Origin of the sequence: Candidatus Pantoea floridensis, from assembly GCF_900215435.1 — a bacterium.
Taxonomy (GTDB): domain Bacteria; phylum Pseudomonadota; class Gammaproteobacteria; order Enterobacterales; family Enterobacteriaceae; genus Pantoea; species Pantoea floridensis.
In genome coordinates this window covers 861,973-887,835 of record NZ_OCMY01000001.1, presented here as the reverse complement: position 1 = coordinate 887,835, position 25,863 = coordinate 861,973, and the positions used below count along the sequence as shown (strand labels likewise).

Below are 25,863 nucleotides of genomic sequence, written 5' to 3'. Positions count from 1 at the left end.
TCGCTGGCTGCCATGACGCATTTAATTGCGCGATAAATCGCGCCGCGACAGAATAGAGCCCTTATTGAATTGCGGAACCACTCATGAAATCGCTGTTGCTCTCCTGCTTGCTGCTTTGCTCTGCTTTAGCGCACGCCCAACAAACTATGCTGACGGGCAATCTCAGCAGCGTGGGATCGGATACGCTAGGTTACCTGATGACGTTGTGGGGGGAAGATTTCAGCCGCCAGTCACCGGGTGTGAACGTGCAGGTACAGGCGGCGGGATCCTCAACGGCGCCTACCGCACTGGCGGCGGGAGCGGCGCAGCTGGGGGCAATGAGCCGTCCGATGCAGAGTGATGAACGTCAGCTGTTTATCGCCCGCTACGGCTACCCGCCGCTGGCGGTTCCGGTGGCGATGGATGCGCTGGTGGTGGTCGTTAATCAGGACAATCCGCTGTCGCACATCGCGCCGCAGCAGCTTGATGCGCTGTTTTCCATTACCCGACTGTGTGGCGCGCAACAGGTGCCGCAGCACTGGGGCGATCTCGGCTTGAGTCGCGGCGCATGGACGACGCGCAGCATTCAGCGCTACGGCCGCAACTCCGCTTCAGGCACCTGGGGCTTTTTTAAGCAGCAGGCGCTGTGTAACGGCGATTTTCGGGCGGATGTCGCTGAATTTCCCGGTTCCGCAGCGGTGGTACAGGCCGTCGCCGCCACACCGAACAGCATTGGCTACGCTAGCTTTGGCTTTCATCTCAGCGGTGTGAAAATGCTGCCGGTGGATACGCCGGCGGGCGAAAGCGTGATGCCGGATGCCGAATCCATTCGTAGCGGCCGTTATCCGTGGTCGCGTCCGCTGTATATCTACGTGAATAAAGCGCCGGGCAAACCCTTACCGCCGCTGGTCAATGCCTTCCTGCATCAGGTGCTATCACCACAAGGACAGCGGCGGGTGAGCGAAGCCGGTTATCTGCCGTTATCGGACAGCCAAATGGCACAGTCGCGTGCCGCCATTGAAGGAAATTGAAGAACGTGCATCTGATCATGAAATTCCTTCATGTGAGCTGAAATTTCTTCTGTTGCCGGGATGAGCATAGCGTGGCACTCTTCTTGGACATGTAGCCATCCAGATGGCTAAAATAACCCAATGAAATTATACCCTGTCGTAATTATACGTGGGGTTAAAGGAGTGAAGATGCCAGCTCAAGCCCCGTTCCGTGCCGATACCGTGGGAAGTTTCTTGCGTCCTGCCGCTATCAAGCAGGCGCGCGAGCAGTTCGCCAAAGGTGAAATCAATGCTGACCAACTGCGTCAGGTTGAAGACCGTGAAATCCGCAATGTCGTCGAGCAGCAGCGCGCCAATGGCCTGCAAATCGTTACCGATGGTGAATTCCGTCGTGCATGGTGGCACTTCGATTTCTTCGGCGATCTGCTCGGCGTTGAGCTGTTCGAGGCGGAGCAGGGCATTCAATTCAATGGCGTACAGACCAAAGCCCACGGCGTGAAAGTCACCGGCAAAGTGGCTTTTAATCCGCATCACCCAATGCTGGATCACTTCCGTTTCCTGCAAAGCATTGCGGGCGATGCGGTGGCGAAGATGACCATTCCGAGCCCAAGCGTGCTGCACTTCCGCGGCGGCCGTAAGGTGATTGATGCCACGGTTTATCCCGACCTTAAGCAATACTTCGCCGATCTGGCGCAAACCTACAAAGATGCTATCAAAGCGTTTTACGACGCAGGCTGCCGTTATTTGCAGCTGGATGACACGGTATGGGCCTATCTGTGCTCTACCGAACAGCAGCAGCAGATCCGTGAACGGGGTGAAGATCCACAGGAACTGGCGCGCATCTACGCTCACGTACTGAACAGCGCGCTGGAAGGCAAACCAGCAGATCTGACCGTTGGGCTGCATGTGTGTCGCGGCAACTTCCGTTCAACCTGGATCTCTGAAGGCGGCTATGAACCGGTGGCCGAAGTGCTGTTTGGCGGGGTAAATATTGATGCCTTCTATCTGGAGTATGATAACGAGCGTTCGGGTGGCTTTGAACCGTTGCGCTTCCTCAAGCCAGGCCATCAGCAGGTGGTTCTCGGGCTGATCACCACCAAAACCGGCGAGCTGGAAGACGCGCAGCAGGTGAAAGCACGTCTGCAGGAAGCGTCGCAGTTCGTAAGCCTGGAGCAGATTTGCCTGAGCCCACAGTGTGGTTTTGCCTCAACGGAAGAGGGGAACAGCCTGAGCGAAGCGCAGCAGTGGCAGAAGATTCGTCTGGTGGTCGATATCGCCAAAAGCGTTTGGTGATGCTGTAAACCTGAGCAAACAGGCGCGTAAATCGCGCCTTTTGTGCATTTTCAGGCGGATTTATGCAAAGAGATCTTTCGCTCTGAGGAAAGTTTAAGCAAATCATCTGGGGTGTTTTACCGCTAATCCGCCGTGATTCACTGCTTTATGCCGCTATCTTGTTATATCCTTCTGGTTTTCCGATCCTGTATTGCCTTTCTTCGCTATAAACGTTCTAATTTGCGCCGTTGTCGATTTATCCCTCTGCGAACAGAAGAAAAGTAGTTTAAATCACCTGCGCTTTGGCGTTTTGACCGGTATAACACGCTGGTCTTGTCAGTTAAGCCCTTGTTTTAGCGCATCCAGAGGACAACACGAACCCAACTTCCACCGCAACATCAGCTACAGGCAGTACAGAAGTTTATGACACACCGTTTAACCTCCAAGGATATCCTGGCGCTGGGCTTTATGACGTTTGCCCTGTTCGTTGGCGCAGGAAATATTATCTTCCCACCGATGGTGGGTATTCAGTCTGGCGAACACGTTTGGGTGGCTGCTCTCGGCTTCCTGATCACTGCTGTAGGTCTTCCGGTGATCACCGTTATTGCGCTGGCGCGCGTTGGCGGCGGCATTGATGCGCTGAGCTCACCGATTGGTAAAGCGGCTGGTTTGCTGCTGGCAACCGTCTGCTACCTGGCCGTTGGACCGCTATTTGCGACTCCGCGTACGGCCACCGTCTCCTTTGCCGTGGGTATTGCTCCGCTGACTGGCGATGGCGCCATGCCGCTGTTTATCTACAGCCTGATTTACTTCGCGCTGGTGATCGGCATTTCGCTTTATCCGGGCAAATTGCTGGATACCGTGGGCCATTTCCTCGCACCGCTGAAAATTCTGGCACTGATTGTACTTGGCGTTGCCGTACTGATCTGGCCAGCTGGCGGCCTGTCGCCGGCCACTGAAGAGTATCAGCGTGCGGCTTTCTCCAGCGGTTTCGTCAACGGTTATCTGACCATGGATACGCTGGGCGCACTGGTGTTCGGTATCGTCATCGTCAATGCGGCGCGTTCACGCGGTGTTGAAGATGCCAAATTGCTGACGCGCTACACCATGCTGGCTGGCATCATCGCGGGTATCGGTTTAACGCTGATTTATCTGACGCTGTTCAAACTCGGCAACGATAGCGGTGCATTGGTGGCGCAGAGCGCCAACGGTGCAGAGATTCTGCATGCTTACGTACAGCAGACGTTCGGCGGCATGGGCAGCTTCTTCCTTGCGGCGCTGATCTTCGTGGCCTGCATGGTGACGGCGGTTGGACTGACCTGCGCTTGTGCAGAATTCTTTGCGCAATACCTGCCACTGTCGTATAAAACGCTGGTATTTATTTTGGGTCTGTTCTCCATGGTGGTGTCGAATCTCGGCCTGAGCCATCTGATTCAGATCTCGATTCCGGTGCTGACGGCGATTTATCCGCCATGCATCGTGCTGGTGGTATTGAGTTTCACCCTGAAATGGTGGAATAAAAGCACGCGTATCATTGCGCCGACCATGCTGATAAGCCTGCTTTTCGGTGTCGTGGATGCGATTAAAACTACCAGCTTTAAAGATGTGCTGCCGCTGTTCAGCCAGCATCTGCCGCTGGCCGATCAGGGGCTCTCCTGGTTGCCGCCGTCACTGGCGATGCTGGTGATTGCCGCAGTGGTCGATCGGGCCAAAGGACGTGAACAGGTCGCTGTGCATCAGTAAGCGACACTGCTGTTAATTTCGACCACGGGCTCGCCCGTGGTTTTTTCATTTCAAGGTACTGAGTGTTATGCAAGAAACCAATAAGCTCAAACGCGGACTGAGCACGCGCCACATTCGCTTTATGGCGCTGGGATCGGCAATTGGTACTGGGCTGTTTTACGGCTCGGCTGATGCCATCAAAATGGCGGGCCCTAGCGTGCTGCTGGCGTACATCATCGGCGGTGCGGTGGCGTACATCATCATGCGCGCGCTGGGTGAGATGTCGGTGAACAATCCGCAGGCCAGCTCCTTCTCGCGCTATGCGCAGGACTATCTCGGCCCGCTGGCGGGGTACATCACCGGTTGGACCTACTGCTTTGAAATCCTGATTGTGGCGATTGCCGACGTAACGGCTTTTGGTATCTACATGGGCGTGTGGTTCCCCGAGGTGCCGCACTGGATATGGGTGCTGAGCGTGGTGCTGATTATCGGTGCCATTAATCTGATGAGTGTGAAAGTGTTTGGCGAAGTGGAGTTCTGGTTCTCGTTCTTCAAAGTCGCCACCATCATCATTATGATCATCGCGGGCTTCGGCATGATTTTCTGGGGGATTGGCAACGGTGGGCAGCCGACCGGTATTCACAATCTCTGGACGAACGGCGGCTTCTTCGCCCACGGCATCGTTGGCATGCTGCTTTCGCTGCAGATGGTAATGTTTGCCTACGGCGGCATTGAGATTATCGGCATCACGGCCGGTGAAGCCGACGATCCAAAGACCTCAATTCCACGCGCCATCAACTCGGTACCGATGCGTATCCTGGTGTTTTATGTCGGCACGCTGTTCGTGATCATGTCGATTTATCCGTGGAACCAGGTTGGCACCTCAGGCAGCCCGTTTGTGCTGACCTTCCAGCATTTGGGCATTGCCGCCGCGGCCTCGATCCTTAACTTCGTGGTGCTGACGGCGTCGCTGTCAGCGATTAACAGCGATGTGTTTGGCGTAGGGCGTATGCTGCACGGCATGGCGCAGCAGGGCCACGCACCAAAGGTGTTCCAGAAGATCTCTAAGCGTGGCATTCCGTGGGTCACTGTTGTGGTGATGATGCTGGCGATGCTGGTTGCGGTGTATCTGAATTACCTGATGCCCGAAAAAGTGTTCCTGGTGATCGCCTCGCTGGCGACCTTTGCCACCGTTTGGGTGTGGATCATGATTCTGCTGTCGCAGATCGCTTTCCGCCGCAAGATTGGCAAAGAAGAAGCCGGTAAGTTGCAGTTTGCCATGCCGGGCGGCAGCGCCACGGCGTGGTTCGGCGTGCTGTTCCTGGCGTTTATCATCGGGTTGATTGGTTATTTCCCGGATACGCGCGTGTCGCTGTATGTCGGTTTCGCGTGGATTGTGTTGCTGTTACTGGCGTGGCCGCTGGTGAAAAAGCATAAGCGCTGAGGTTGTTATTCCAGGTGCGCATTTCTGCGCACCTGATTGCCATGAATGAGCGCAGCGGATCGACATCCACCGAGGGCGCATCCTCAATCAGTGTGTTTTTTTGCCCGCCTGACGGAATCACTGCTAAAAATAGTCACCGCTTTTCAGCAATAACCTATTGGGCACGGAGATAAATACCGCCACGCTGTATTTCGCCAGCTGGCTGAACTCCAGCGGTGAAAGCAGAATAAATCCGAGCAGCAGCAATATCGTCATCATAAAAAATAGCGCAGGGGCGATACGACGAATACGGCGCAAATAGAATTGATAAAACGAGAAACGCCCTTCGGCTATTTCTGTACTAATAATCCCGCCAATTAAAAAGCCAGAGATAACAAAAAACACATCAACACCGATAAAGCCGCCATGCCGCGTGGCGACGCCGGAATGAAACAGTACCATCAGGATAATGGCCACGGCACGCAGGCCGTCGATGTCCGCCCGATAGCGGTGAGAGGCAGTCGCAGTCATAATAGTGAGCCAAATTGATATTAATGATTTGGGCTTGGACGAATACAGGGCGTTAAAAAATAAATCGGCGCATCCTGTCGCCGAAAAAACTGCAAAAAAGAGAAAATGAGTATTACTAAGGGATGTTTGACTTGCGCAGCATATCCTATTTTTATTGGCGCCGGGATAGAGAAAGCTAAAAGGAGAAAAGTCGCAGCCGGAATGAGATCGTTACTTACGCTGAGCTTGAGTAATTTTTCAGGAAAGTTAAGCCCGCATCATTTATCGAGCTTAAGCGTAATTGAAATCAATCTTAGGGTTGAGGGTAATCCACCGTACTTAATGCATGGCGATCGATGGCTTGGTTCAACTGTTGCAGGGTTGATTGATAAGGGCAAAGCGTACCCACCTTGGTTTCACGACAGTTTTGCTGATGCCACTCTGCGCGTAGTAACGGATGTTGTGAATCGATCGGCGTGAGATGGCGCAGATCGTCCAGGCTTTGTGCCTGAAAATAGATACGCAGGAAACGCGTGTTATCGGTGGTGTCCCGCCAGCGCTCGAATACTAAACTGCTGCCGGGCGGAATATTGCCGCGCGCATAGCCGGGCAGCTGCCAGCTGAAATGCATCAGCGTGCGTAGCATAGCAATGTTGGTATCATGCGCGACCAGCAGCAGCCAGCGGGTATTTGGCGAATCAGCGCGGTTATCTAACCCTTTTACAATCGCATCGAGCAGGATTGAACCGCGCTTTTGGGCGATGTAGGGCACGTCATTGCTGAGATCGTAATTGGTGGTGAGCAACGGCAGCAGGGCGCTGATTTGCCGCGCCGAGGTGATGTTTCCCCACGCCAGCTGGCTGAGCGGCAAATTCTCGCTCCAGCCGAGCCGTAGCGTTTCCACCATGCTCGCCAGCACGCTCAAACCCTGCACATAAGTGTGGCCGCTTTTGGTCTGCCGCAGTTGCCAGGGTCGATCAAAAAAGGCGCAATCGCTACTGCAGACGGCCTGTTTCAATTGCTGAACTTCGGGCTGTAAACGCCGTTGTAACGCTGCAAGATCACCCGCTCTCGCGGCAATGGCCTCTTTTTCCTGCGTGGGATCGAGCTCCGCGAACGGCAGCTTATTACTTTGGAATAACGGATCGATATCGCCATCCACATGATGGATCTGAACGCCGCAGCCCGGAAAGGCGCCGTCTACCAGCGCATCGGCGGTGGCGCGCGTGCGCTGCAGAGGGCTGGCACGCACGTAGATCTGCGCACTATCCGGACAACCGGTGGTTAGCAGCCCGAGTTGGCGATAGTGCTCGCCTTGCCAGCGCCCTTTATTCACAACTGCCGCATAGCCATGCCCGGTGAGATCGCCATCAGCGGTATTCCACTGCGGCCAACTCCGTGCCGTTGCGGCTTCAATCTCTTTGCGATTGCCTGGCGTCGGGGGCCTGACGCCGTGGCGGCTGATCTCTACCACTTTTTCCAACTGATAGCGCTCGTCGGCGGCTGCCTGCGTCGCCAGCAAGCAGAAGATCAAGGCGAGAAACAAGCGTGCCATCACAGGCTCTGGTGCGCAGGCAGCAGCGCTTTCAGCTGGGGGTAAATGACCGCATTCGCCAGCAGAACAGGGTTGCCGTGCTGAAGTCCGTCGTGGCTAAGGTAATCGTTGGTGATCCCACCCGCTTCGCGCATCAGGACAATGCCTGGCAAGCCATCCCACGGATTCATATGTGCTTCGTAGTAACCGATCAGGCGACCGGCAGCCGCCCAGGCGCTCATTAACGCACCGGAACCATTACGGATAAACATTCCGCCCTGCGTCAGGAGTGCGCCAATAAACCGGGTAAGAGGTTCAATCGGTTGGCTGTTCGAACTGCTAAGGCCAAGCACGCCTTGATCGAGCCGCTGCGCGCCATGCGCATGGATGCGTTGGTCATTGACCCACGCCCCTTTACCACGGCAGGCATGAAAGGTTTCCTGATGATTAGGATCGCATACCACACCAATCACCGGTTCGTTTTCGCACACCACTGCCAGCGAAACGCACCAGTTGTGGAGCCCATTGAGGAAGCTGCTGGTGCCGTCGATGGGATCAATCACCCAGATGAAACGTGCGTTAGCGGTTTCACCACCGCTCTCTTCACCGAGCACCGCATCCTCAGGAAAGCGTTCATTGATCAGGTGCTTGACCAGCTCCTCCACGTTACGATCCGCCTCGCTCACAACATCCTGCAGATTCTTTTTATGCTCAATCACTAACTGATGGCGTTGCTGATACCAGGATAAGGCGCGACTGGCGGCGGCTTTCGCCACATCGCGGGCGAATTGATAACGAGCGTCGAGTTCGGTAAGCGAAGCTGATGACATCTTTCCCTCTTATGATTTCAGGCCGGAGAAGCAACATCAAACGCCAAAAATGGCGCATTGGCTGTGTGACAGACTTAACAAAAGTTAAGAAAGGCTTCATTAAGCCGCAGATGACTGCGGCTGACAAGAGGGCAGGGCGGGACAGCAGGAAATTTCGCACGCGTGGTGTGTAAAGCGGCGAACGCGGCGTTGCACTTACAGTCGCTGCGCGCGCGCGTCGGCCATCAGGCGGGGATAAAACTGGAAGAAAAGCGGTTCAAGTTGATCGTAGTGATCGACAAAATCCTGATAGGAATCGCGTAACGCCGCCAGGCGTGGACGGCGATGCGCCATGCCGCTTAATACGCGCGCCAGCCGCGTCGGCTCAGCGTAATGCTCAAACCAGCGCTCGCGCCACATCACCGCGTTTAGCTCGATAAAGCCTTCCGGCGTACCCGCCAGCTGCGGCACGATGTCGCGCTCGGCCGCGGCGGTGAATGCGACCAGCGATTGCGTAGGGTGAAATTTATCCCAATGCAGCGCAAGGAAATGATCCCAAATCACATCCAGCGTGATCGGCGCCACGCGGCGCGTTTCAGGGCGAAACAGTTCTCGAGCAATACGCACTTCGGGCAGATTGTCGGTCAATACGTCGATGCGGCGATGCATGGCAATGCCATCCACCACGGGAGCAGGCCATTGCGATTGCACGTTGCCGCGCACGAAGTCGGCCATGAGATTGCCCAGCAGTGAGCTGTTTGCCAGCTGCGCCAGGTGAAGGTGAGCGAGAAAGTTCATGGCGCATTATATACACGTCAGACTTCAAGTTACAGGTGCGCTGGCTGCTCTCGCTCACCCGAATCACTGACTCGAATTATGGTGTGTATAGGCAGAATCACAGAAGCACAGCCAGTTGTTCAGAATTTGCCGCTTTTCCGCTAGACTATGCCGCCTGATTTTAAGTCCTGAAGAAGTGAAGCATGCGCGTAGCCGATTTTACCTTTGAGTTGCCTGAATCCTTAATCGCCCATTATCCGCAGGCGCAGCGAAGCGGTTGTCGCTTGCTGTCGCTGGATGGCCCAAGCGGTGCGTTAAGCCACGGCGTATTTACTGACGTGATGGATAAGCTCAATCCGGGCGATCTGCTGGTGTTCAATAACACCCGCGTGATTCCGGCGCGCGTCTTTGGCCGTAAAGCCAGCGGCGGGAAAATCGAGATGTTGGTTGAGCGCATGCTGGACGATAAACGCGTGCTGGCGCACGTGCGCGCCTCGAAAGCGCCAAAGCCAGGCGCAGAGTTACTGCTTGGCGATGACGAAAGCGTCAAAGCAACGATGGTGGCGCGTCATGACACGCTGTTTGAAATTGCCTTTGAAGACGATCGCGCGGTGCTGGATATTCTTAACAGCGTCGGCCATATGCCGCTGCCGCCGTATATCGATCGTCCGGATGAAGATGCCGATCGCGAGCTGTACCAAACCGTGTATGGCGTGCGCCCGGGTGCTGTCGCCGCGCCAACCGCCGGTTTGCACTTCGACGAACCGCTGCTGGAGGCGCTGAAAGCCAAAGGCGTGGAGATGGCGTTTGTCACGCTGCACGTTGGTGCCGGTACCTTCCAGCCGGTGCGCGTGGAAACCATCGAAGATCACATCATGCACGCTGAATACGCCGAAGTGCCGCAGGATGTAGTCGATGCCGTGCTGGCGTGTAAAGCGCGCGGCAATAAAGTGGTTGCCGTGGGCACCACCTCGGTAAGGTCGCTGGAGAGCGCGGCGAAGGCCAGCCAGGACGCGCTGATTGCACCGTTCTTCGATGACACGCAGATTTTTATCTATCCCGGCTATCACTATCAGGTGATTGATGCGCTGATCACCAATTTCCATCTGCCGGAATCGACCCTGATTATGCTGGTATCGGCCTTTGCCGGTTATCAACACACCAAGGCGGCTTATCACAGCGCGGTGGCAGAGCAGTACCGTTTCTTTAGCTACGGGGATGCGATGTACATCACCCGTAATCCACAAGCACCTGACGAAAGTGTCGGGGCATAAAAAGTCAGACTGTCTTTCTGATGAGGTTAATGTGAAATTTGAATTAGATACTACCGACGGGCGCGCGCGCCGTGGCCGTCTGGTCTTTGATCGTGGCGTTGTCGAAACCCCGGCCTTTATGCCCGTCGGCACCTACGGCACGGTAAAAGGCATGACGCCGGAAGAAGTGAAAGAGACCGGCGCACAGATCCTGCTGGGCAACACCTTCCACCTGTGGCTGCGCCCAGGCCAGGAGATCATGAAGCTGCACGGCGATCTGCACGATTTCATGAACTGGCAGGGCCCAATCCTCACTGATTCCGGCGGCTTTCAGGTATTCAGCCTTGGCGACATCCGTAAGATCACTGAAGCGGGCGTGCACTTCCGTAACCCGATCAACGGCGACCCGATTTTCCTCGATCCGGAAAAATCGATGGAGATTCAGTTCGACCTCGGTTCTGACGTGGTGATGATTTTCGACGAATGTACGCCTTATCCTGCCGATTGGGATTATGCCAAGCGTTCAATGGAGATGTCGCTGCGCTGGGCACAACGCAGCCGCGACCGTTTTGATTCGCTCGGCAACAAAAATGCGCTGTTCGGCATTATTCAGGGCGGTGTTTACGAAGATTTACGAGATGTCTCGGTTAAAGGTCTGGTAGAGATTGGCTTTGATGGGTACGCTGTGGGCGGCCTGGCGGTGGGTGAACCTAAAGAGGACATGCACCGTATCCTGGAGCACGTCTGTCCGCAAATTCCGCAAGACAAACCGCGTTATTTGATGGGCGTCGGCAAGCCAGAAGATCTGGTGGAGGGCGTTCGCCGCGGTATCGATATGTTTGACTGCGTTATGCCAACGCGCAATGCGCGTAACGGTCATCTGTTTGTTACCGATGGCGTGGTGAAAATTCGTAATGCCAAGTATAAAGATGACACCGCAACGCTTGATGCTGAGTGTGATTGTTACACCTGTCGCAATTATAGCCGTGCCTACTTGCATCATCTTGATCGCTGTAACGAAATACTGGGCGCACGCCTGAATACGATTCACAATCTGCGCTATTACCAGCGTTTGATGGCAGGTTTACGCAATGCCATCGAAGAGGGTAAATTAGAGCACTTTGTTAGCGAGTTCTACCAACGGACGGGGAAAGCGGTTCCTCCGCTGAACGTCTGATAATTCATCAATGAGGGAAATTTAATGAGCTTTTTCATTTCTGACGCCGTAGCCGCAGCAGGCGCACCGTCGCAGGGAAGTCCGTATTCTCTGGTGATCATGCTGGTGGTCTTTGGTTTGATCTTCTACTTCATGATTCTGCGCCCGCAGCAGAAGCGTACCAAAGATCACAAGAAGCTGATGGATTCCATCTCTAAAGGTGATGAAGTGTTGACCAGCGGTGGCCTGGTTGGCCGTGTGACCAAAGTGGCAGAAACTGGCTATGTTTCTATCGCCCTGAACGACACCACTGAAGTAGTTGTTAAACGTGATTTCGTGGCCGCCGTTCTACCGAAAGGTACTATGAAGGCGCTGTAATTTTTTCTTCCCGAAGGGAACTGCCGTGTTAAACCGTTATCCTTTGTGGAAGTACATCATGCTGGTCGTCGTGATTCTCGTCGGCCTGCTCTATGCGCTTCCTAACCTTTATGGTGAGGATCCGGCCGTTCAGATCACTGGTGCGCGCGGTGGCGCCGCCAGTGAGCAAACGTTGGATCAGATCCAGACCGTATTAAAACAAGACAATATTGAGAGCAAATCTCTTGCTCTGGAAAATGGTGCCATTCTGGCCCGTTTTTCTACTCAGGATGTGCAGCTGCGCGCGCGTGATGCAATCACCACCGCGCTGGGCGAAGACTACGTTGTGGCACTCAACCTCGCGCCGGCCACGCCACGCTGGCTGACCATGCTGGCCGCAGAACCGATGAAACTCGGTCTTGATCTGCGCGGCGGCGTTCACTTCCTGATGGAAGTGGATATGGATACCGCGCTGGGCAAACTGCAAGAGCAGAATGCCGACAGCCTGCGCAGTGATCTGCGCGACAAAAGCATTCCGTATACTACCGTTAACAAAATCGCGAACTATGGCGTAGAAGTGCGTTTCCGTGACGGCGCTAGCCGTGACGCGGCAATCAGCTATTTGTCATCCCGTCATCGCGATCTGGTGATTTCGAGCGTTGGCAGCGATACGCTGCGTGCCGTCATGAGCGATGCGCGTCTGAGCGAAGCGCGTGAGTATGCGGTTCAGCAGAACATCACTATCCTGCGTAACCGTGTGAACCAGCTTGGTGTCGCCGAACCGCTGGTGCAGCGTCAGGGTTCTGACCGCATCGTGGTGGAGCTACCGGGTATTCAGGATACCGCGCGCGCCAAAGAGATTCTGGGTGCAACCGCGACGCTGGAGTTCCGTCTGGTTAACACCAGCGTAGACCCAAGCGCGGCGGCAAGCGGCCGTGTGCCGGGCGATTCAGAAGTGAAGAAGACGCGTGAAGGGCAGCCCGTGGTGCTGTACAAACGTGTGATTCTGACCGGTGACCACATCACCGATTCCACTTCAAGCATGGATGAGTACAACCAGCCGCAGGTGAACATTTCGCTGGATGGCGCGGGCGGCAATATGATGTCGAACTTCACTAAGGACAACATCGGTAAACCGATGGCGACCCTGTTTGTGGAGTACAAAGACAGCGGTAAGAAAGATGCCAACGGCCGTGCCATTTTGGTGAAACAGGAAGAAGTGATTAACGTGGCGAACATTCAGTCGCGCCTCGGCAATAGCTTCCGTATCACCGGCATCAGCAATCCAAACGAAGCACGCCAGCTGTCGCTGCTGCTGCGCGCGGGTGCGTTGATTGCGCCGATCCAGATTGTAGAAGAGCGTACCATCGGTCCAACCATGGGCCAGCAGAACATCACACAAGGCCTTGAAGCCTGCCTGTGGGGTTTGATCGCCTCTATCATCTTTATGGTGGTGTTCTACAAGAAGTTTGGTCTTATCGCGACCAGCGCACTGCTGTGTAACCTGGTGCTGATTGTCGGCATCATGTCACTGCTGCCAGGCGCGACGCTCACCATGCCGGGTATTGCCGGTATTGTGTTGACGCTGGCGGTGGCGGTCGATGCTAACGTGTTGATTAACGAACGTATTAAAGAAGAGTTGCGTAACGGACGCTCGGTACAGCAGGCGATTCATGAGGGCTATAAAGGCGCCTTCTCCAGTATCGTCGACGCCAACGTCACCACGCTGATTAAAGTCATCATTCTTTATGCGGTCGGTACCGGTTCAATCAAAGGCTTTGCGATTACCACCGCTATCGGTATCGCAACCTCGATGTTTACCGCTATCGTCGGCACCCGTGCCATCGTTAACCTGGTGTACGGCGGCAAACGCATCAACAAGCTGTCTATCTGAGGAGTGCGTTGTGGCACAGGAATATAGTATTGAGCAGCTCAATCACGGGCGTAAAGTCGTCGACTTTATGCGCTGGGATCGGCTGGCTTTCATCATCTCCGGTTTGCTGATTGTGGCGTCTATTGCCATCGTTGGTGTGCGAGGCTTCAACTGGGGCCTCGACTTTACCGGCGGAACGGTGATTGAGATTAACCTGGAAAAACCGGCGGATCTGGATGCGCTGCGTGAAGGGCTGGTGAAGGCGGGCTTTGAAGAGCCGCTGGTGCAGAACTTTGGCAGCAGCCGCGACGTGATGGTGCGTATGCCGCCAGCCACCGGCAATGCCGGTACGGAACTGGGTAATAAAGTGCTGGCATCCATCAGTCAGACTACGCAACAGAACGCCACCGTGAAGCGTGTCGAGTTCGTTGGACCCAGCGTGGGTAGCGATCTGGCGCAGGCCGGCGCAATGGCGCTGCTGTCGGCACTGATTGCGATTCTGATCTACATCGGCTTCCGCTTTGAGTGGCGTTTAGCGCTCGGTACCGTGCTGGCGCTGGCGCACGACGTGATTATCACCTGCGGCATTTTGTCGCTGGCGCATGTTGAGATCGATTTGACCATTGTCGCTTCACTGATGTCGGTGATTGGTTACTCGCTTAACGATAAGATCGTGGTATCTGACCGTATTCGTGAGAACTTCCGCAAGATTCGTCGCGGTTCCTCTTACGACATTACTAACGTGTCGCTTACCCAAACGCTGAGCCGTACGTTGATCACCTCACTCACCACGCTGGCGATGATCCTGATTCTGTTCGTGTTTGGTGGTGCGTTGCTGAAAGGCTTCTCACTGACCATGCTGATCGGTGTCACCATCGGTACCATTTCGTCCATCTACGTTTCTTCAGCGCTGGCGCTGAAACTCGGTATGAAGCGCGAACACATGCTGGTGCAGAAAGTGGAAAAAGAGGGCGCCGATCAGCCTTCTATTCTGCCTTAACGCTACGTGAAAAAGTAAACGGGCTGCCAGTGGCAGCCCGTTTTTTTATGCCTGCGATCAGGGCGTGATGGTGTTCGCCGCGGGACGCTCAACATCGTGCACGCGTACGTAGCCGAGCTGATCCGGCGCTAAGCCGCTCAGCCGCAGCGGTACGGTCACCGTGCTACGCGGCATCAAGCTAGCCGGAACTTCGATGGTCTGGCTAAGACTCTCTGCATTAAGCGGTTTGCCGCTGGCCGGATCCATTTCACCCCAGACAACGGTAGCGCGCAGCGCCGGAATCGGCTGGTCATCGGTGGCGCGGATATTGAGGTTGGCACGACTGCCGTTGGCTTCACCCGCCACCTGAGTAAGCGATAAACGCAGCTTGCCGAGCTGTGTTTGCAACTCCACCGGCGTGTTTGCCTGCGGTAACAGCCATGCGCCTTGCGTCGACTGGCTGTTCAGCTGTCCCTGAATTTCCAGTGCCGTTGCCTGATTCGTCAGCTTGCGCATCTGTTGATTAAGCTGACTCACTTCCTGATGCAACTCTTTGACCTGCGGTGAAACCGGCGTTGAACTGCAACCACTTAGCACCAGCATTGAGAGCGCCGCTGGCACCATAAACCTCCTGATCGTCATGCAATATCCTTCTGTTATTTGGGAATGCGTAAAACCTGACCTGGATAGATCTTATCAGGATGCGTCAGCATTGGCTTGTTTGCTTCGAAAATCTTGTTGTATTCATTAGGATTTCCGTAGACGGCTTTTGATACCGCACTCAAGGTATCGCCTTTTTTCACCGTGTAGAATTCGGCTGGCGTGGCGGAATCGGTGGTTTTTACCTGATCGTCTACTTTAGTAATCCCTGCCACGTTCCCCGCCGCTACCAGAATCTTCTCTTTCAGCTCCTGGGAAACGCCATCGCCGCTGACCGTAACGGTGTCGCCTTGCACATTCACCTTCACTTTATCGCTGTCGGGTAAACCCAGTTTATTGATGTGATCCTGCAGTTTCTTACTCGCATCATCGCCGCCACTGACGGCATCCCACAGTTTTTCTCCAGCTTCTTTCACGAAATCGAACAGACCCATAGAAACCTCCTGAAAATGTGCCGGATTGGCTCTTAAAGCGTAGTGGTTTTTTACCGTTTGCTGGCATGCTGATGCCATGTCTGTGAAGGGGATGCAGATTCCGCGCCTTGTATTTAGTTGCAACCGAGATCGCGCTACACTGTGTGACCTAATTATCTCGCGACAGGAAACGTCATGCATTGCCCATTCTGCTCCGCTGTGGACACCAAAGTGATTGATTCGCGTCTGGTCAGTGAAGGCTCTTCGGTGCGCCGCCGCCGCCAGTGTTTGGTGTGTCACGAGCGTTTTACCACCTTTGAAGTGGCTGAACTGGTGATGCCGCGCGTAGTGAAAAGCAACGATGTACGTGAACCCTTCAACGAAGATAAGCTCAGCAGCGGCATGATCAAGGCGCTGGAAAAACGCCCAGTGAGCGCCGATGCGGTGGAAAGCGCGGTAAATCATATTAAAACCCAGCTGCGTGCCACCGGCGAACGTGAAGTACCCAGTGCCCTGATTGGTAATCTGGTAATGGATGAGCTGAAAAAGCTCGATAAAGTCGCTTACATCCGCTTTGCCTCGGTCTACCGCAGCTTTGAAGATATTCGCGATTTTGGCGAAGAGATTGCCCGTTTACAGGATTAATCCATGACTGACGAACGCTACATGGCGCGCGCGCTGGAACTGGCGCGCCGCGGACGCTTTACCACCACGCCTAATCCCAACGTTGGCTGCGTGATTGTGCGCGCGGGCGAGATTGTCGGCGAAGGCTGGCATCAGCGCGCGGGCGAACCGCATGCGGAAGTGCACGCGCTACGTATGGCGGGCGAACGTGCCAAAGGCGCAACCGCCTATGTCACCCTGGAACCTTGTAGCCATCATGGACGCACGCCGCCCTGTTGCGATGCGCTGATTGCCGCAGGCGTCACACGCGTGGTCGCCGCGATGCAGGATCCCAATCCGCAGGTGGCGGGGCGCGGACTGTATCGTTTACAGCAGGCGGGCATTGATGTCAGCCATGGCGTCATGATCAACGAAGCGGAAGCGCTGAATCGCGGTTTTCTGAAACGCATGCGCACCGGCTTCCCGTGGATTCAGCTGAAACTTGGCGCATCCCTTGATGGGCGCACCGCGATGGCGAGCGGCGAGAGTCAATGGATCACCTCGGCAGCGGCACGGCGCGATGTGCAACGTCTGCGCGCCCAGAGTTCAGCTATCCTTAGCACCAGCGCCACCGTGTTAGCCGACAATCCCTCGCTGACGGTGCGCTGGAATGAACTGAGTGCCGATGTCCGTGCACGACTCGATGAAAACCAGCTGCGTCAGCCGGTGCGGGTGGTGATCGACAGCCAACAGCGCGTTACGCCGCAGCATAGTTTGATCGACCAGCCCGGCGAAACCTGGCTGATGCGCAGCGAACCCGATCGCCAAACGTGGCCTGCTAGCGTTACCCAGATTGCGGTGCCGCAACGCGGCGAACAGCTCGATTTGGTCGCCATGATGATGTTGCTCGGCCAGCGCCAGATTAACAGCGTTTGGGTCGAAGCGGGTGCCAGCTTAGCCGGCGCGCTGCTGCAGGCGGGGCTGGTGGATGAGTTGATCGTGTATATGGCACCGAAGCTGCTGGGCAACGCCGCGCGTGGCCTGTGCGAGCTGCCCGGACTGGAACAATTGACGGATGCGCCCGCCCTGAATTATAGCGATGTGCGCCGGGTCGGCGAAGACCTGCGCTTAACGCTAACCCCCGCGTTGACAGCGTGCGGAAAAGCCTGAGCGCGTCGCCAAAGAGTATGATAGAATCCGCCCCCTTCTGCGGGGCCATAAAACAACCCAAAGGATATGTATGAAAGTTATCGAAGCTCCTGTTGCCACGCCTGATGCAAAGATTGCCATCGTAATTGCGCGTTTTAACAACTTCATTAATGACAGCCTGCTGGACGGCGCGGTGGATGCACTTAAGCGCATCGGCCAGGTGAAAGCAGACAACATCACCGTTGTCTGGGTTCCGGGCGCATACGAACTGCCGCTGGCAGCACGCGCACTGGCGAAAGCCGGTAAGCACGACGCCATTGTCGCGTTGGGCACTGTCATCCGTGGCGGCACCGCACACTTCGAATATGTGGCCGGTGAAGCCAGCTCGGGCATTGCGCACGTCGCCATGTCCAGCGAAATCCCGGTGACCTTCGGCGTGTTGACCACTGAAAATATCGAGCAGGCGATTGAACGCGCCGGCACGAAAGCAGGAAATAAAGGTGCCGAAGCGGCCCTGACTGCACTCGAAATGATCAACGTATTGAAAGCCATCAAAGCCTGATTTTTGTAAGGGGAATTTTGTGAAACCTGCTGCTCGTCGTCGCGCCCGTGAGTGCGCTGTTCAGGCGCTTTACTCCTGGCAGCTGTCTAAGAACGACATTGCCGATGTGGAATACCAGTTTCTGGCGGAACAAGACGTCAAAGACGTCGATATTAGCTATTTCCGCGAATTGCTGGCCGGTGTGGCGACTAACAGCGCGTACCTGGACGGTCTGATGAAGCCTTACCTGTCGCGTCAGCTGGAAGAGCTGGGCCAGGTAGAAAAAGCCATCCTGCGTATTTCGCTGTATGAGCTGAGCAAGCGTTCTGATGTGCCTTACAAAGTGGCCATCAACGAAGGCATTGAGTTGGCCAAAGTGTTTGGTGCTGAAGACAGCCACAAATTCGTCAACGGTGTCCTCGACAAAGCTGCCCCGCAAATTCGACCCAATAAAAAATAGTAATGAAGGCCGGTTTACCGGCCTTTTTCTCATTGAGACCTGACTTATGTCTTGTGGTGAATTCGAACTGATCGCACGTTACTTTAACCGCGTCACCAGCTCCCGCCGCGATGTGGAGAAAGGAATTGGTGATGACTGCGCGTTACTCAACGTGCCAGAAAAACAGACTCTCGCCATCAGTACCGATACGCTGGTAGCGGGCGTCCACTTCTTACGTGACATCCATCCTGCCGATCTCGGCTACAAAGCCGTTGCCGTCAACCTCAGCGATTTAGCCGCCATGGGCGCCGATCCTGCCTGGCTAACGCTGGCGTTAACGCTGCCCGAGATCGATGAAAGTTGGGTGGCTGCCTTTAGCGATAGCCTGTTTGAGCTGCTGGATTATTACGATATGCAGCTGATTGGCGGTGATACCACGCGCGGCCCGCTGAGTATGACGCTCGGCATTCATGGCCTGGTGCCGGTGGGCAGGGCACTGAAACGCTCTGGTGCCAAGCCAGGCGACTGGATCTTCGTCACCGGTACGCTGGGCGATAGCGCTGCTGGTTTATCGCTGCTACAGCATCGCCATCGCCTGAACGATCCTGCGGTGCACGAAGCGTTGATTAAGCGCCATCTGCGTCCGATGCCGCGCGTACTGCAAGGGCAGGCGCTGCGCGGTTTGGCGACCTCGGCGATCGATATTTCAGATGGTTTGATTGCCGATCTCGGGCATGTGCTGACCGCCAGCCGCGTGGGTGCTCGCCTTAATCTTGACGCGTTACCGCTTTCTCCGGCGCTGCGCGACCACTTCGAACCTGAGCTGGTGCTGCAATGGGCGCTGAGCGGTGGCGAAGATTACGAGCTGTGCTTTACCGTGCCCGAAGTTAACCGTGGCGCGCTTGACGTGGCGCTCGGTCATTTTGGCGTGCCTTATACCTGCATTGGCCAAATTGCTCCGGAATCAGAAGGGCTGAACCTGCTGGAGAACGGTAAGCCGCGCAGCGTCAATCTAAAAGGATTTGATCACTTTGCTAGCAAGTAAAGATGTTGCTAAAAGTCGCCTGCGCCTGCGCAATCCCTGGCATCTGCTGGCGACGGGGTTTGGCAGCGGCTTAAGTCCGTCAATGCCGGGCACCGTTGGCTCGGTTGCCGCCATCCCTTTCTGGTGGCTACTGACCTTCCTGCCGTTCCAGATCTATACGCTGGTGCTGTTAGTGGGGATCAGCGTCGGCGTCTATCTGTGTCACCGCACCGCCAAAGATATGGGCGTGCACGATCATGGCAGCATCGTCTGGGATGAGTTCATTGGCATGTGGATTACGCTGATGGCAATTCCGGCCATGAGCTGGCAATGGGTGGTGGCGGGATTTGTGATTTTCCGCATTTTCGATATCTGGAAACCCTGGCCAATTCGCTGGTTCGATCAGAATGTGCATGGCGGCATGGGAATTATGGTCGACGACATTATTGCTGGCGTGATTTCTGCGGTGATTTTGTACGGGCTAGGATTGGCCTTTTAGCCGAAAACCGCATCCTCTCCCGCTGGCGGGAGAGGATGCGGGACATCACTCAAATCCGACGGTTGGATGCGGTTGATACACCGTTTCCAGCTCTGCAATTTCATTCGTACTCAACTCTACATCGACGGCCTTCACCAGCTCAGCAAACTGCTGCTCGCGCGAGGCGCCAATGATCGGCGCGGTGACGGCAGGTTTATGTAGCAGCCATGCCAGCGCCACCTGCGCGCGCGTCACGCCTTTATCCGCAGCAACGTTAGCCAGCCGTTCGGCGATCGCTGCATCGTTCTCTTCGGTGCCGGTATACAGCTTTTCCATCACATTGTCTGATACGGAGCGGGCGGTGGTTTCGCCCCACGGACGCGTGAGTTTACCGCGTGCCAGCGGGCTCCACGGCAGCACGGCAATCCCCTCACGCTGACACAGCGGATGCATGTCATTCTCTTCTTCACGTTGAATCAGGTTGTACTGATCCTGCATGCTGACAAAGCGTGCCCAGTTGTTTTGCTTCTGTAGTTCCAGCGCCTGAGCAAACTGTGATGCATGCATCGACGAGGCGCCGATATAGCGCGCCTTGCCCGATTTCACTACCTCATGCAGTGCTTCCAGCGTCTCTTCAATTGGCGTGTTGTAATCCCAGCGGTGAATCTGCAGCAGGTCGACATACTCCATGCCGAGGCGTGTCAGGCTATCATCGATAGACTGCAGGATATTCTTGCGTGATAGGCCTTGTGACAGATTGCTCAGCGGGAAATAGACTTTGGTGGCGACCACCACCCGATCGCGCTGCGCAAAGTCTCTTAACGCACGGCCGACAATCTCTTCGCTGCTGCCATCGGAATAGCTGTTGGCGGTATCGAAGAAGTTAATGCCAGCCTCCAGCGCTTGTTTGATCAGCGGTCGACTGCTCTCTTCCGGCAGAGTCCAGGCGTGATTACCGCGCGTGGGATCGCCGAACGTCATACAGCCAAAACAGAGACGCGAAACCTGTAAGTCGGTTTGGCCTAAGGGAATAGTTTTCATGTGGGCTCCTGCTCTTATGCTTGAGGGAAATCGTTCCCTAAGCATAGCAGCAGGCTCGCTCACCGGGCGGTGAGCGAGGAGGACTGAAGATTATTGGGCGAGCCAGTCAGCGATTTGTTGCTGAATACCGGCGGCATCCAGTTGGTAATCCTGGCGTACTTCTTCCTGCGTGCCCTGTGGAATGAACTCATCCGGCAGGCCGAGGTTGAGTACCGGTACGCGCAGGCGTTTCGCCATCACGTACTCGTTAACGCCGCTGCCGGCGCCGCCTTTGATCGCCCCTTCTTCCAGCGTAATCAGCGCGTCGTGGCTGGCAGCCAGTTCGGCAATTAACGCTTCATCCAGCGGCTTCACAAAACGCATATCCACCAGCGTGGCGTTGAGCGCTTCCGCCGCCGCCGCTGCTTCTGGCAGCAAGGTGCCGAAATTGAGGATGGCCAGTTTCTCGCCGCGACGCTTCACAATGCCTTTGCCCAGCGGCAAACTTGCCAGCGGTTCCAGCACTGCACCGGTGCCGGTGCCGCGTGGATAGCGCACTGCGCTCGGGCCATTTTGATAGTGATAACCCGTGTAGAGCATCAACCGGCATTCGTTTTCGTCGCTTGGCGTCATGATCACCATTTCTGGCACACAGCGCAAAAAGGCGATATCAAACGCGCCCTGATGGGTTTGGCCATCGGCACCGACAATGCCGCCGCGATCGATAGCAAACAGTACCGGCAGTTTCTGGATCGCAACATCGTGGATCAGCTGATCGTAGGCGCGCTGCAGGAAGGTCGAGTAGATCGCTACAATCGGCTTATAACCACCAATCGCCATGCCTGCCGCGAACGTTACCGCATGCTGTTCAGCAATCGCCACATCAAAATATTGCTGCGGATAGTCGCGGGAATAACTCACCATGCCCGAACCTTCGCGCATCGCTGGCGTAACGGCCATCAAACGCGGATCGTCAGCGGCCATTTCACTCAGCCAGTTGCCGAAGATCTTCGAATAGCTTGGCAGGCCCGGTACGCTTTTTGGCAGCGACAGGCTAGCGGGATCGAACTTCGGTACCGCGTGCCAGGCGATCGGATCCTGTTCCGCCGGAGCATAACCTTTGCCCTTTTTGGTCATGATGTGCAGGAACTGCGGGCCTTTCAGATCGCGCATGTTCTTCAGCGTGCTTACCAGCGTCAGCACGTCGTGACCATCCACCGGTCCGATGTAGTTGAAGCCCAGCTCTTCAAACAGCGTGCCCGGCACCACCATACCTTTCAGGTGCTCTTCGGTGCGTTTCACCAGCTCTTTGATCGGCGGTAATCCGCCCAGCACTCGCTTGCCACCTTCGCGCAGGCGAGAATAGGTTTTGCCAGAGAGAATCTGTGCCAGCCGATTGTTGAGCGCACCGACGTTCTCAGAGATCGACATTTCATTGTCGTTGAGGATCACCAACATATCCGGCTTGATATCACCGGCGTGGTTCATGGCTTCAAACGCCATACCCGCGGTGATGGCGCCATCACCGATGATGCAGGCGGTGCGGCGACCTTTGCCTTCACGCTCGGCGGCAACCGCCATGCCGAGACCGGCGCTGATCGAAGTTGAAGAGTGGCCGACGCTCAGCACGTCGTATTCACTCTCACCGCGCCACGGGAAGGGATGCAGGCCATTTTTCTGGCGGATAGTGCCGATGCGATCGCGGCGTCCGGTCAGAATCTTGTGCGGATAAGCCTGATGGCCCACGTCCCACACCAGATGGTCAAATGGGGTGTTATAAACATAATGCAGCGCCACGGTTAGCTCGACGACGCCCAGACCCGAGGCAAAGTGACCGGAAGAACGGCTTACGCTGTCCAGCAGATACTGACGCAGTTCGTCACACAGCTCCGGAAGTTTTTCTTTCGGTAATAAACGTAATTCCTGAACCGTGTTTGCTAACGCCAGTGTCGGGTATTTTGCAATATCAAAACTCATCAGAGACTCATTATGAAAGTTATTTATCGCGTTCAATTATGAAGCTTGCCAGCGCTTGTAAGGCGATTGTGTTGTAAGACTGTGCCGCCAGAATATCGAGCGCGCCGAGCGCTTCTTGATAGAGGTCCCAGGCTTTACTGCGGGCATTTTCTAATCCCATCAGCGCCGGATAGGTGCTTTTACCTAACGCCTGATCCGAGCCCTGCGTTTTCCCTAACACGGCAGTGTCACCAACGACATCAAGGATGTCGTCCTGCACCTGAAACGCCAGTCCGATGGCGTTGGCATAGATATCCAGTACCGGTAATGCGGCGCGGCCACGTTCTCCGGCGGCTAATGCGCCAAGACGCACCGCTGCGCGAATTAACGCGCCGGTTTTATGACGATGAATCTGCTCAAGCTGTGCCAGATCGATACGTTTGCCTTCTGCCGCTAAATCCAGTGCCTGACCGCCGCACATGCCCGCAACGCCGCTGGCCTGTGCCAGTTCAGAAATCATCGCAATACGCGCTTCGGCGTTAACGCCAGGCATCGGCTCGTCGGCCAGAATCGAAAATGCCAGAGTTTGCAAAGCATCGCCGGCGAGAATCGCCGTGTCTTCACCATATTTAATATGGCAGGTTGGCTGCCCGCGGCGTAACGCATCGTCATCCATCGCCGGCAGATCGTCATGAATCAGGGAATATGCATGAATGCATTCAACGGCAGCAGCCGGCACATCCAGGCTGGCCGCGTCGGCCTTTAGCATTTCGCCTGTCGCGTACACCAGAAAGGGGCGCAGACGCTTACCGCCTAATAATGCCCCATATTCCATGGCGTTCACCAGAGGAGAACTCTGAAAAGGAAGTGGATCTATTAAGCGCGTCAACGCCTGATTAACGCGTTGATGGTACGCGCTCAGCAGTTTGGCGAAATCCATTACTCATTTTCCGGGGTAAAAGGGGTGAGGGCGGCATCTTTCTCGTCGCTAAGCAGGATTTGCACCCGCTGCTCTGCCTGTTGCAGGGTTTGCTGACCGGTACGTGCCAATTGTACGCCGCGTTCGAATTCATTCAGCGCCTGTTCCAGCGGCAGCTCGCCACTTTCCAGGCGGCTGACAATCTGTTCCAGCTGCTGCAATGCGCTTTCAAAACTGGCTGGCGCTTCGGCTTTTTTCGGCATATTCAGTGTCGACTCACAGGTTAGGACATTATCTTGCAATCGGTCATGGTAGCCGACGAGGATTAATTAGCAAAATAATGAATGTGACTGCGGTAGCAGAAGCAGTCACCCCTCAAAGGTGATATACTTTTGCGCCTCGGATGCGGGGGCTCCTGAATCAACCCGCAATTACATGATTTTAACAGCTAAGTGCCGATGCTTTTAGCACTTATTTGCCCAAACGAACCCCTGTCGCCATGAAGTTTATCATCAAGCTGTTCCCAGAAATCACCATCAAAAGTCAGTCGGTGCGTCTGCGCTTTATCAAAATTCTCACCAGCAGCATTCGTAATATCCTGCGTACCGTCGATGAAGAGATCAAGGTCGTGCGTCATTGGGATCACGTTGAAGTGCGTTCCAAAAATGAAGCGCTGCGTGAAACCATCGTCACTGAACTGACGCGCATTCCCGGCATTCATCACGTGCTGGCGGTGGAAGATCGCGCGTATAGCGACATGCACGATATCTTCGAGCAGACGCTGGCGTTGAACCGCGAGCGTCTGGAAGGCAAAAGTTTCTGCGTGCGCGTAAAGCGTCGCGGAACCCACAGCTTCAGCTCGCAGGACGTTGAGCGCTACGTCGGTGGCGGCCTCAATCAGCACATCGCCAGCGCGCGCGTGCAGCTCAATCGCCCGGATGAAACGGTGAACCTGGAGATCGAAGACGATCGCCTGCTACTGATCACCGCACGCTATGAAGGTTTGGGCGGTTTCCCAATTGGTACCCAGGAAGATGTGCTGTCGCTGATTTCCGGTGGTTTCGATTCCGGCGTTTCCAGCTACATGCTGATGCGTCGCGGTTGCCGCGTGCATTACTGCTTCTTTAACCTTGGCGGCGCGGCGCATGAGATTGGCGTTCGTCAGGTCGCGCATTATCTGTGGCAGCGCTTCGGTCGTTCGCACCGCGTGCGTTTTGTGGCGATCAATTTCGAACCCGTGGTGGGTGAGATTCTGGAGAAAGTTGACGATGGTCAGATGGGCGTGGTGCTGAAACGTATGATGGTGCGTGCGGCGTCAATGGTGGCGGAACGTTACGGCGTGCAAGCACTGGTGACCGGCGAAGCGCTGGGCCAGGTGTCCAGCCAGACACTGACCAATCTGCGCTTGATTGATAACGCATCTGATACACTGATTCTGCGTCCGCTGATTTCCCACGACAAAGAACATATCATCGATGTGGCGCGCAAAATTGGCACCGAAGATTTTGCCCGCACCATGCCGGAATATTGCGGTGTGATTTCGAAAAGCCCAACCGTGAAGGCGGTGAAGGCGAAGATCGAAGCGGAAGAGCTGAATTTCGATTTCGAGATCCTCAATCGCGTGGTGCAGGAAGCCAGCAACGTCGATATCCGTGAAATCGCCGAACAAACCGAAGAAGAAGTGGTGGAAGTGGAAACCGTCGACTCCTTCACCAGCAACGATGTGGTGCTGGATATTCGTTCGGCGGATGAGCAGGATGCGAAGCCACTGATCGTTGAAGGCGTTGAGGTCAAACCTTTGGCGTTCTACAAACTCAGCACCCAATTCGGCGATCTGGACCAGAGCAAAACCTGGCTGCTGTATTGCGATCGCGGTGTGATGAGTCGCCTGCAGGCGCTCTATCTGCACGAACAGGGTTTCAAAAACGTGAAGGTCTATCGCCCTTAAAGGCTGCTGACGTTTGTCGCAGCGGCGCCATTTAGGGCGTAATGCTCGTCAGTTAAGCG

26 protein-coding genes are annotated in these 25,863 nt (G+C 55.4%); 16 read left to right on the top strand and 10 right to left on the bottom strand.

Annotation, left to right across the window (positions count from 1 at the left end):
* Positions 1-83: 83 nt before the first annotated feature.
* From CRO19_RS04280 to proY, 4 genes are all read left to right on the top strand, one after another.
* Positions 84-1,010 carry a PstS family phosphate ABC transporter substrate-binding protein gene (locus tag CRO19_RS04280; protein ID WP_097094747.1) on the top strand — a complete coding sequence of 309 codons (927 nt, stop codon included), beginning with the start codon at positions 84-86 and terminating at the stop codon, positions 1,008-1,010.
* 168 nt (positions 1,011-1,178) lie between these two features.
* On the top strand, positions 1,179-2,282 hold the full coding sequence (locus tag CRO19_RS04275) for a cobalamin-independent methionine synthase II family protein (RefSeq protein ID WP_097094746.1): 1,104 nt from the start codon (positions 1,179-1,181) through the stop codon (positions 2,280-2,282).
* 402 nt (positions 2,283-2,684) lie between these two features.
* Entirely contained in the window at positions 2,685-4,004 is a 1,320-nt protein-coding gene (brnQ, locus tag CRO19_RS04270; protein ID WP_097094745.1) for a branched-chain amino acid transporter carrier protein BrnQ, read from the top strand.
* A gap of 67 nt (positions 4,005-4,071) precedes the next feature.
* Positions 4,072-5,427: a proline-specific permease ProY gene (gene proY / locus CRO19_RS04265; protein ID WP_097094744.1), complete on the top strand. Its 1,356-nt coding sequence runs from the start codon at positions 4,072-4,074 to the stop codon at positions 5,425-5,427.
* 123 nt (positions 5,428-5,550) lie between these two features.
* Here the strand turns inward: proY and CRO19_RS04260 are convergent, their stop codons facing one another.
* The 4 genes from CRO19_RS04260 to CRO19_RS04245 all read right to left on the bottom strand — a co-directional run bounded on the left by CRO19_RS04260 (position 5,551) and on the right by CRO19_RS04245 (position 9,057).
* Complete coding sequence (locus tag CRO19_RS04260; RefSeq protein ID WP_320204462.1) at positions 5,551-5,937, bottom strand: acyltransferase family protein; 387 nt, start codon at positions 5,935-5,937, stop codon at positions 5,551-5,553.
* A gap of 292 nt (positions 5,938-6,229) precedes the next feature.
* Positions 6,230-7,471 (bottom strand): histidine-type phosphatase, encoded by a 1,242-nt coding sequence (locus tag CRO19_RS04255; RefSeq protein WP_097094743.1) that lies wholly within the window; start codon positions 7,469-7,471, stop codon positions 6,230-6,232.
* Positions 7,471-8,280 (bottom strand): inositol monophosphatase family protein, encoded by an 810-nt coding sequence (locus tag CRO19_RS04250; protein WP_097094742.1) that lies wholly within the window; start codon positions 8,278-8,280, stop codon positions 7,471-7,473. Before CRO19_RS04250 ends, CRO19_RS04255 begins: the two co-directional genes overlap by 1 nt.
* A gap of 195 nt (positions 8,281-8,475) precedes the next feature.
* Positions 8,476-9,057 (bottom strand): ACP phosphodiesterase, encoded by a 582-nt coding sequence (locus CRO19_RS04245; RefSeq protein ID WP_097094741.1) that lies wholly within the window; start codon positions 9,055-9,057, stop codon positions 8,476-8,478.
* A 182-nt stretch (positions 9,058-9,239) separates the two neighbouring features.
* Between CRO19_RS04245 and queA the strand changes: the two genes are divergently transcribed.
* The 5 genes from queA to secF are packed head-to-tail and all read left to right on the top strand — an operon-like array spanning position 9,240 to position 14,675.
* Positions 9,240-10,310, top strand: coding sequence for a tRNA preQ1(34) S-adenosylmethionine ribosyltransferase-isomerase QueA (queA, locus tag CRO19_RS04240; RefSeq protein ID WP_097094740.1), 1,071 nt, complete (start codon positions 9,240-9,242; stop codon positions 10,308-10,310).
* A gap of 31 nt (positions 10,311-10,341) precedes the next feature.
* Positions 10,342-11,466, top strand: coding sequence for a tRNA guanosine(34) transglycosylase Tgt (gene tgt / locus CRO19_RS04235; RefSeq protein ID WP_097094739.1), 1,125 nt, complete (start codon positions 10,342-10,344; stop codon positions 11,464-11,466).
* 24 nt (positions 11,467-11,490) lie between these two features.
* Complete coding sequence (yajC, locus tag CRO19_RS04230; protein ID WP_064740429.1) at positions 11,491-11,823, top strand: preprotein translocase subunit YajC; 333 nt, start codon at positions 11,491-11,493, stop codon at positions 11,821-11,823.
* Positions 11,824-11,848: 25 nt separating this feature from the next.
* A complete protein-coding gene (gene secD / locus CRO19_RS04225) occupies positions 11,849-13,696 on the top strand; it encodes a protein translocase subunit SecD (RefSeq protein WP_097094738.1) in 1,848 nt (615 codons plus the stop codon).
* A gap of 10 nt (positions 13,697-13,706) precedes the next feature.
* Positions 13,707-14,675 carry a protein translocase subunit SecF gene (gene secF / locus CRO19_RS04220; protein ID WP_097094737.1) on the top strand — a complete coding sequence of 323 codons (969 nt, stop codon included), beginning with the start codon at positions 13,707-13,709 and terminating at the stop codon, positions 14,673-14,675.
* A gap of 57 nt (positions 14,676-14,732) precedes the next feature.
* On the opposite strand, the gene CRO19_RS04215 is transcribed toward secF, so the two are convergent.
* Entirely contained in the window at positions 14,733-15,296 is a 564-nt protein-coding gene (locus tag CRO19_RS04215; RefSeq protein WP_097094736.1) for a SadB/YajI family lipoprotein, read from the bottom strand.
* Between the two features lie 14 nt (positions 15,297-15,310).
* Entirely contained in the window at positions 15,311-15,748 is a 438-nt protein-coding gene (lysM, locus tag CRO19_RS04210; RefSeq protein ID WP_097094735.1) for a peptidoglycan-binding protein LysM, read from the bottom strand.
* A gap of 174 nt (positions 15,749-15,922) precedes the next feature.
* Between lysM and nrdR the strand changes: the two genes are divergently transcribed.
* The 6 genes from nrdR to pgpA all read left to right on the top strand — a co-directional run bounded on the left by nrdR (position 15,923) and on the right by pgpA (position 19,982).
* A complete protein-coding gene (gene nrdR / locus CRO19_RS04205; protein WP_008103978.1) occupies positions 15,923-16,372 on the top strand; it encodes a transcriptional regulator NrdR in 450 nt (149 codons plus the stop codon).
* A 3-nt stretch (positions 16,373-16,375) separates the two neighbouring features.
* The gene (gene ribD, locus CRO19_RS04200) at positions 16,376-17,500 is read left to right on the top strand and encodes a bifunctional diaminohydroxyphosphoribosylaminopyrimidine deaminase/5-amino-6-(5-phosphoribosylamino)uracil reductase RibD (RefSeq protein WP_097094734.1); all 1,125 of its coding nucleotides are present in this window, start codon (positions 16,376-16,378) and stop codon (positions 17,498-17,500) included.
* 70 nt (positions 17,501-17,570) lie between these two features.
* On the top strand, positions 17,571-18,041 hold the full coding sequence (gene ribH / locus CRO19_RS04195) for a 6,7-dimethyl-8-ribityllumazine synthase (protein ID WP_097094733.1): 471 nt from the start codon (positions 17,571-17,573) through the stop codon (positions 18,039-18,041).
* Positions 18,042-18,060: 19 nt separating this feature from the next.
* Positions 18,061-18,480: a transcription antitermination factor NusB gene (nusB, locus tag CRO19_RS04190; RefSeq protein ID WP_007887007.1), complete on the top strand. Its 420-nt coding sequence runs from the start codon at positions 18,061-18,063 to the stop codon at positions 18,478-18,480.
* 46 nt (positions 18,481-18,526) lie between these two features.
* Positions 18,527-19,504, top strand: coding sequence for a thiamine-phosphate kinase (thiL, locus tag CRO19_RS04185; protein ID WP_097094732.1), 978 nt, complete (start codon positions 18,527-18,529; stop codon positions 19,502-19,504).
* Positions 19,491-19,982 (top strand): phosphatidylglycerophosphatase A, encoded by a 492-nt coding sequence (gene pgpA, locus CRO19_RS04180; protein WP_097094731.1) that lies wholly within the window; start codon positions 19,491-19,493, stop codon positions 19,980-19,982. Before thiL ends, pgpA begins: the two co-directional genes overlap by 14 nt.
* A gap of 45 nt (positions 19,983-20,027) precedes the next feature.
* Here pgpA and CRO19_RS04175 read toward each other — a convergent pair whose 3' ends face one another.
* The 4 genes from CRO19_RS04175 to xseB all read right to left on the bottom strand — a co-directional run bounded on the left by CRO19_RS04175 (position 20,028) and on the right by xseB (position 24,119).
* Positions 20,028-21,002, bottom strand: coding sequence for an aldo/keto reductase (locus CRO19_RS04175; protein WP_097094730.1), 975 nt, complete (start codon positions 21,000-21,002; stop codon positions 20,028-20,030).
* A gap of 90 nt (positions 21,003-21,092) precedes the next feature.
* Positions 21,093-22,958: a 1-deoxy-D-xylulose-5-phosphate synthase gene (gene dxs / locus CRO19_RS04170; protein ID WP_097094729.1), complete on the bottom strand. Its 1,866-nt coding sequence runs from the start codon at positions 22,956-22,958 to the stop codon at positions 21,093-21,095.
* 19 nt (positions 22,959-22,977) lie between these two features.
* Complete coding sequence (gene ispA, locus CRO19_RS04165) at positions 22,978-23,877, bottom strand: (2E,6E)-farnesyl diphosphate synthase (protein WP_097094728.1); 900 nt, start codon at positions 23,875-23,877, stop codon at positions 22,978-22,980.
* The gene (gene xseB / locus CRO19_RS04160) at positions 23,877-24,119 is read right to left on the bottom strand and encodes an exodeoxyribonuclease VII small subunit (protein WP_097094727.1); all 243 of its coding nucleotides are present in this window, start codon (positions 24,117-24,119) and stop codon (positions 23,877-23,879) included. The genes ispA and xseB overlap by 1 nt, the downstream gene beginning before the upstream one ends.
* A 236-nt stretch (positions 24,120-24,355) precedes the next feature.
* On the opposite strand from xseB, the gene thiI reads away from it, so the two are divergent.
* Complete coding sequence (thiI, locus tag CRO19_RS04155) at positions 24,356-25,804, top strand: tRNA uracil 4-sulfurtransferase ThiI (protein WP_097094726.1); 1,449 nt, start codon at positions 24,356-24,358, stop codon at positions 25,802-25,804.
* Positions 25,805-25,863 lie beyond the last annotated feature (59 nt).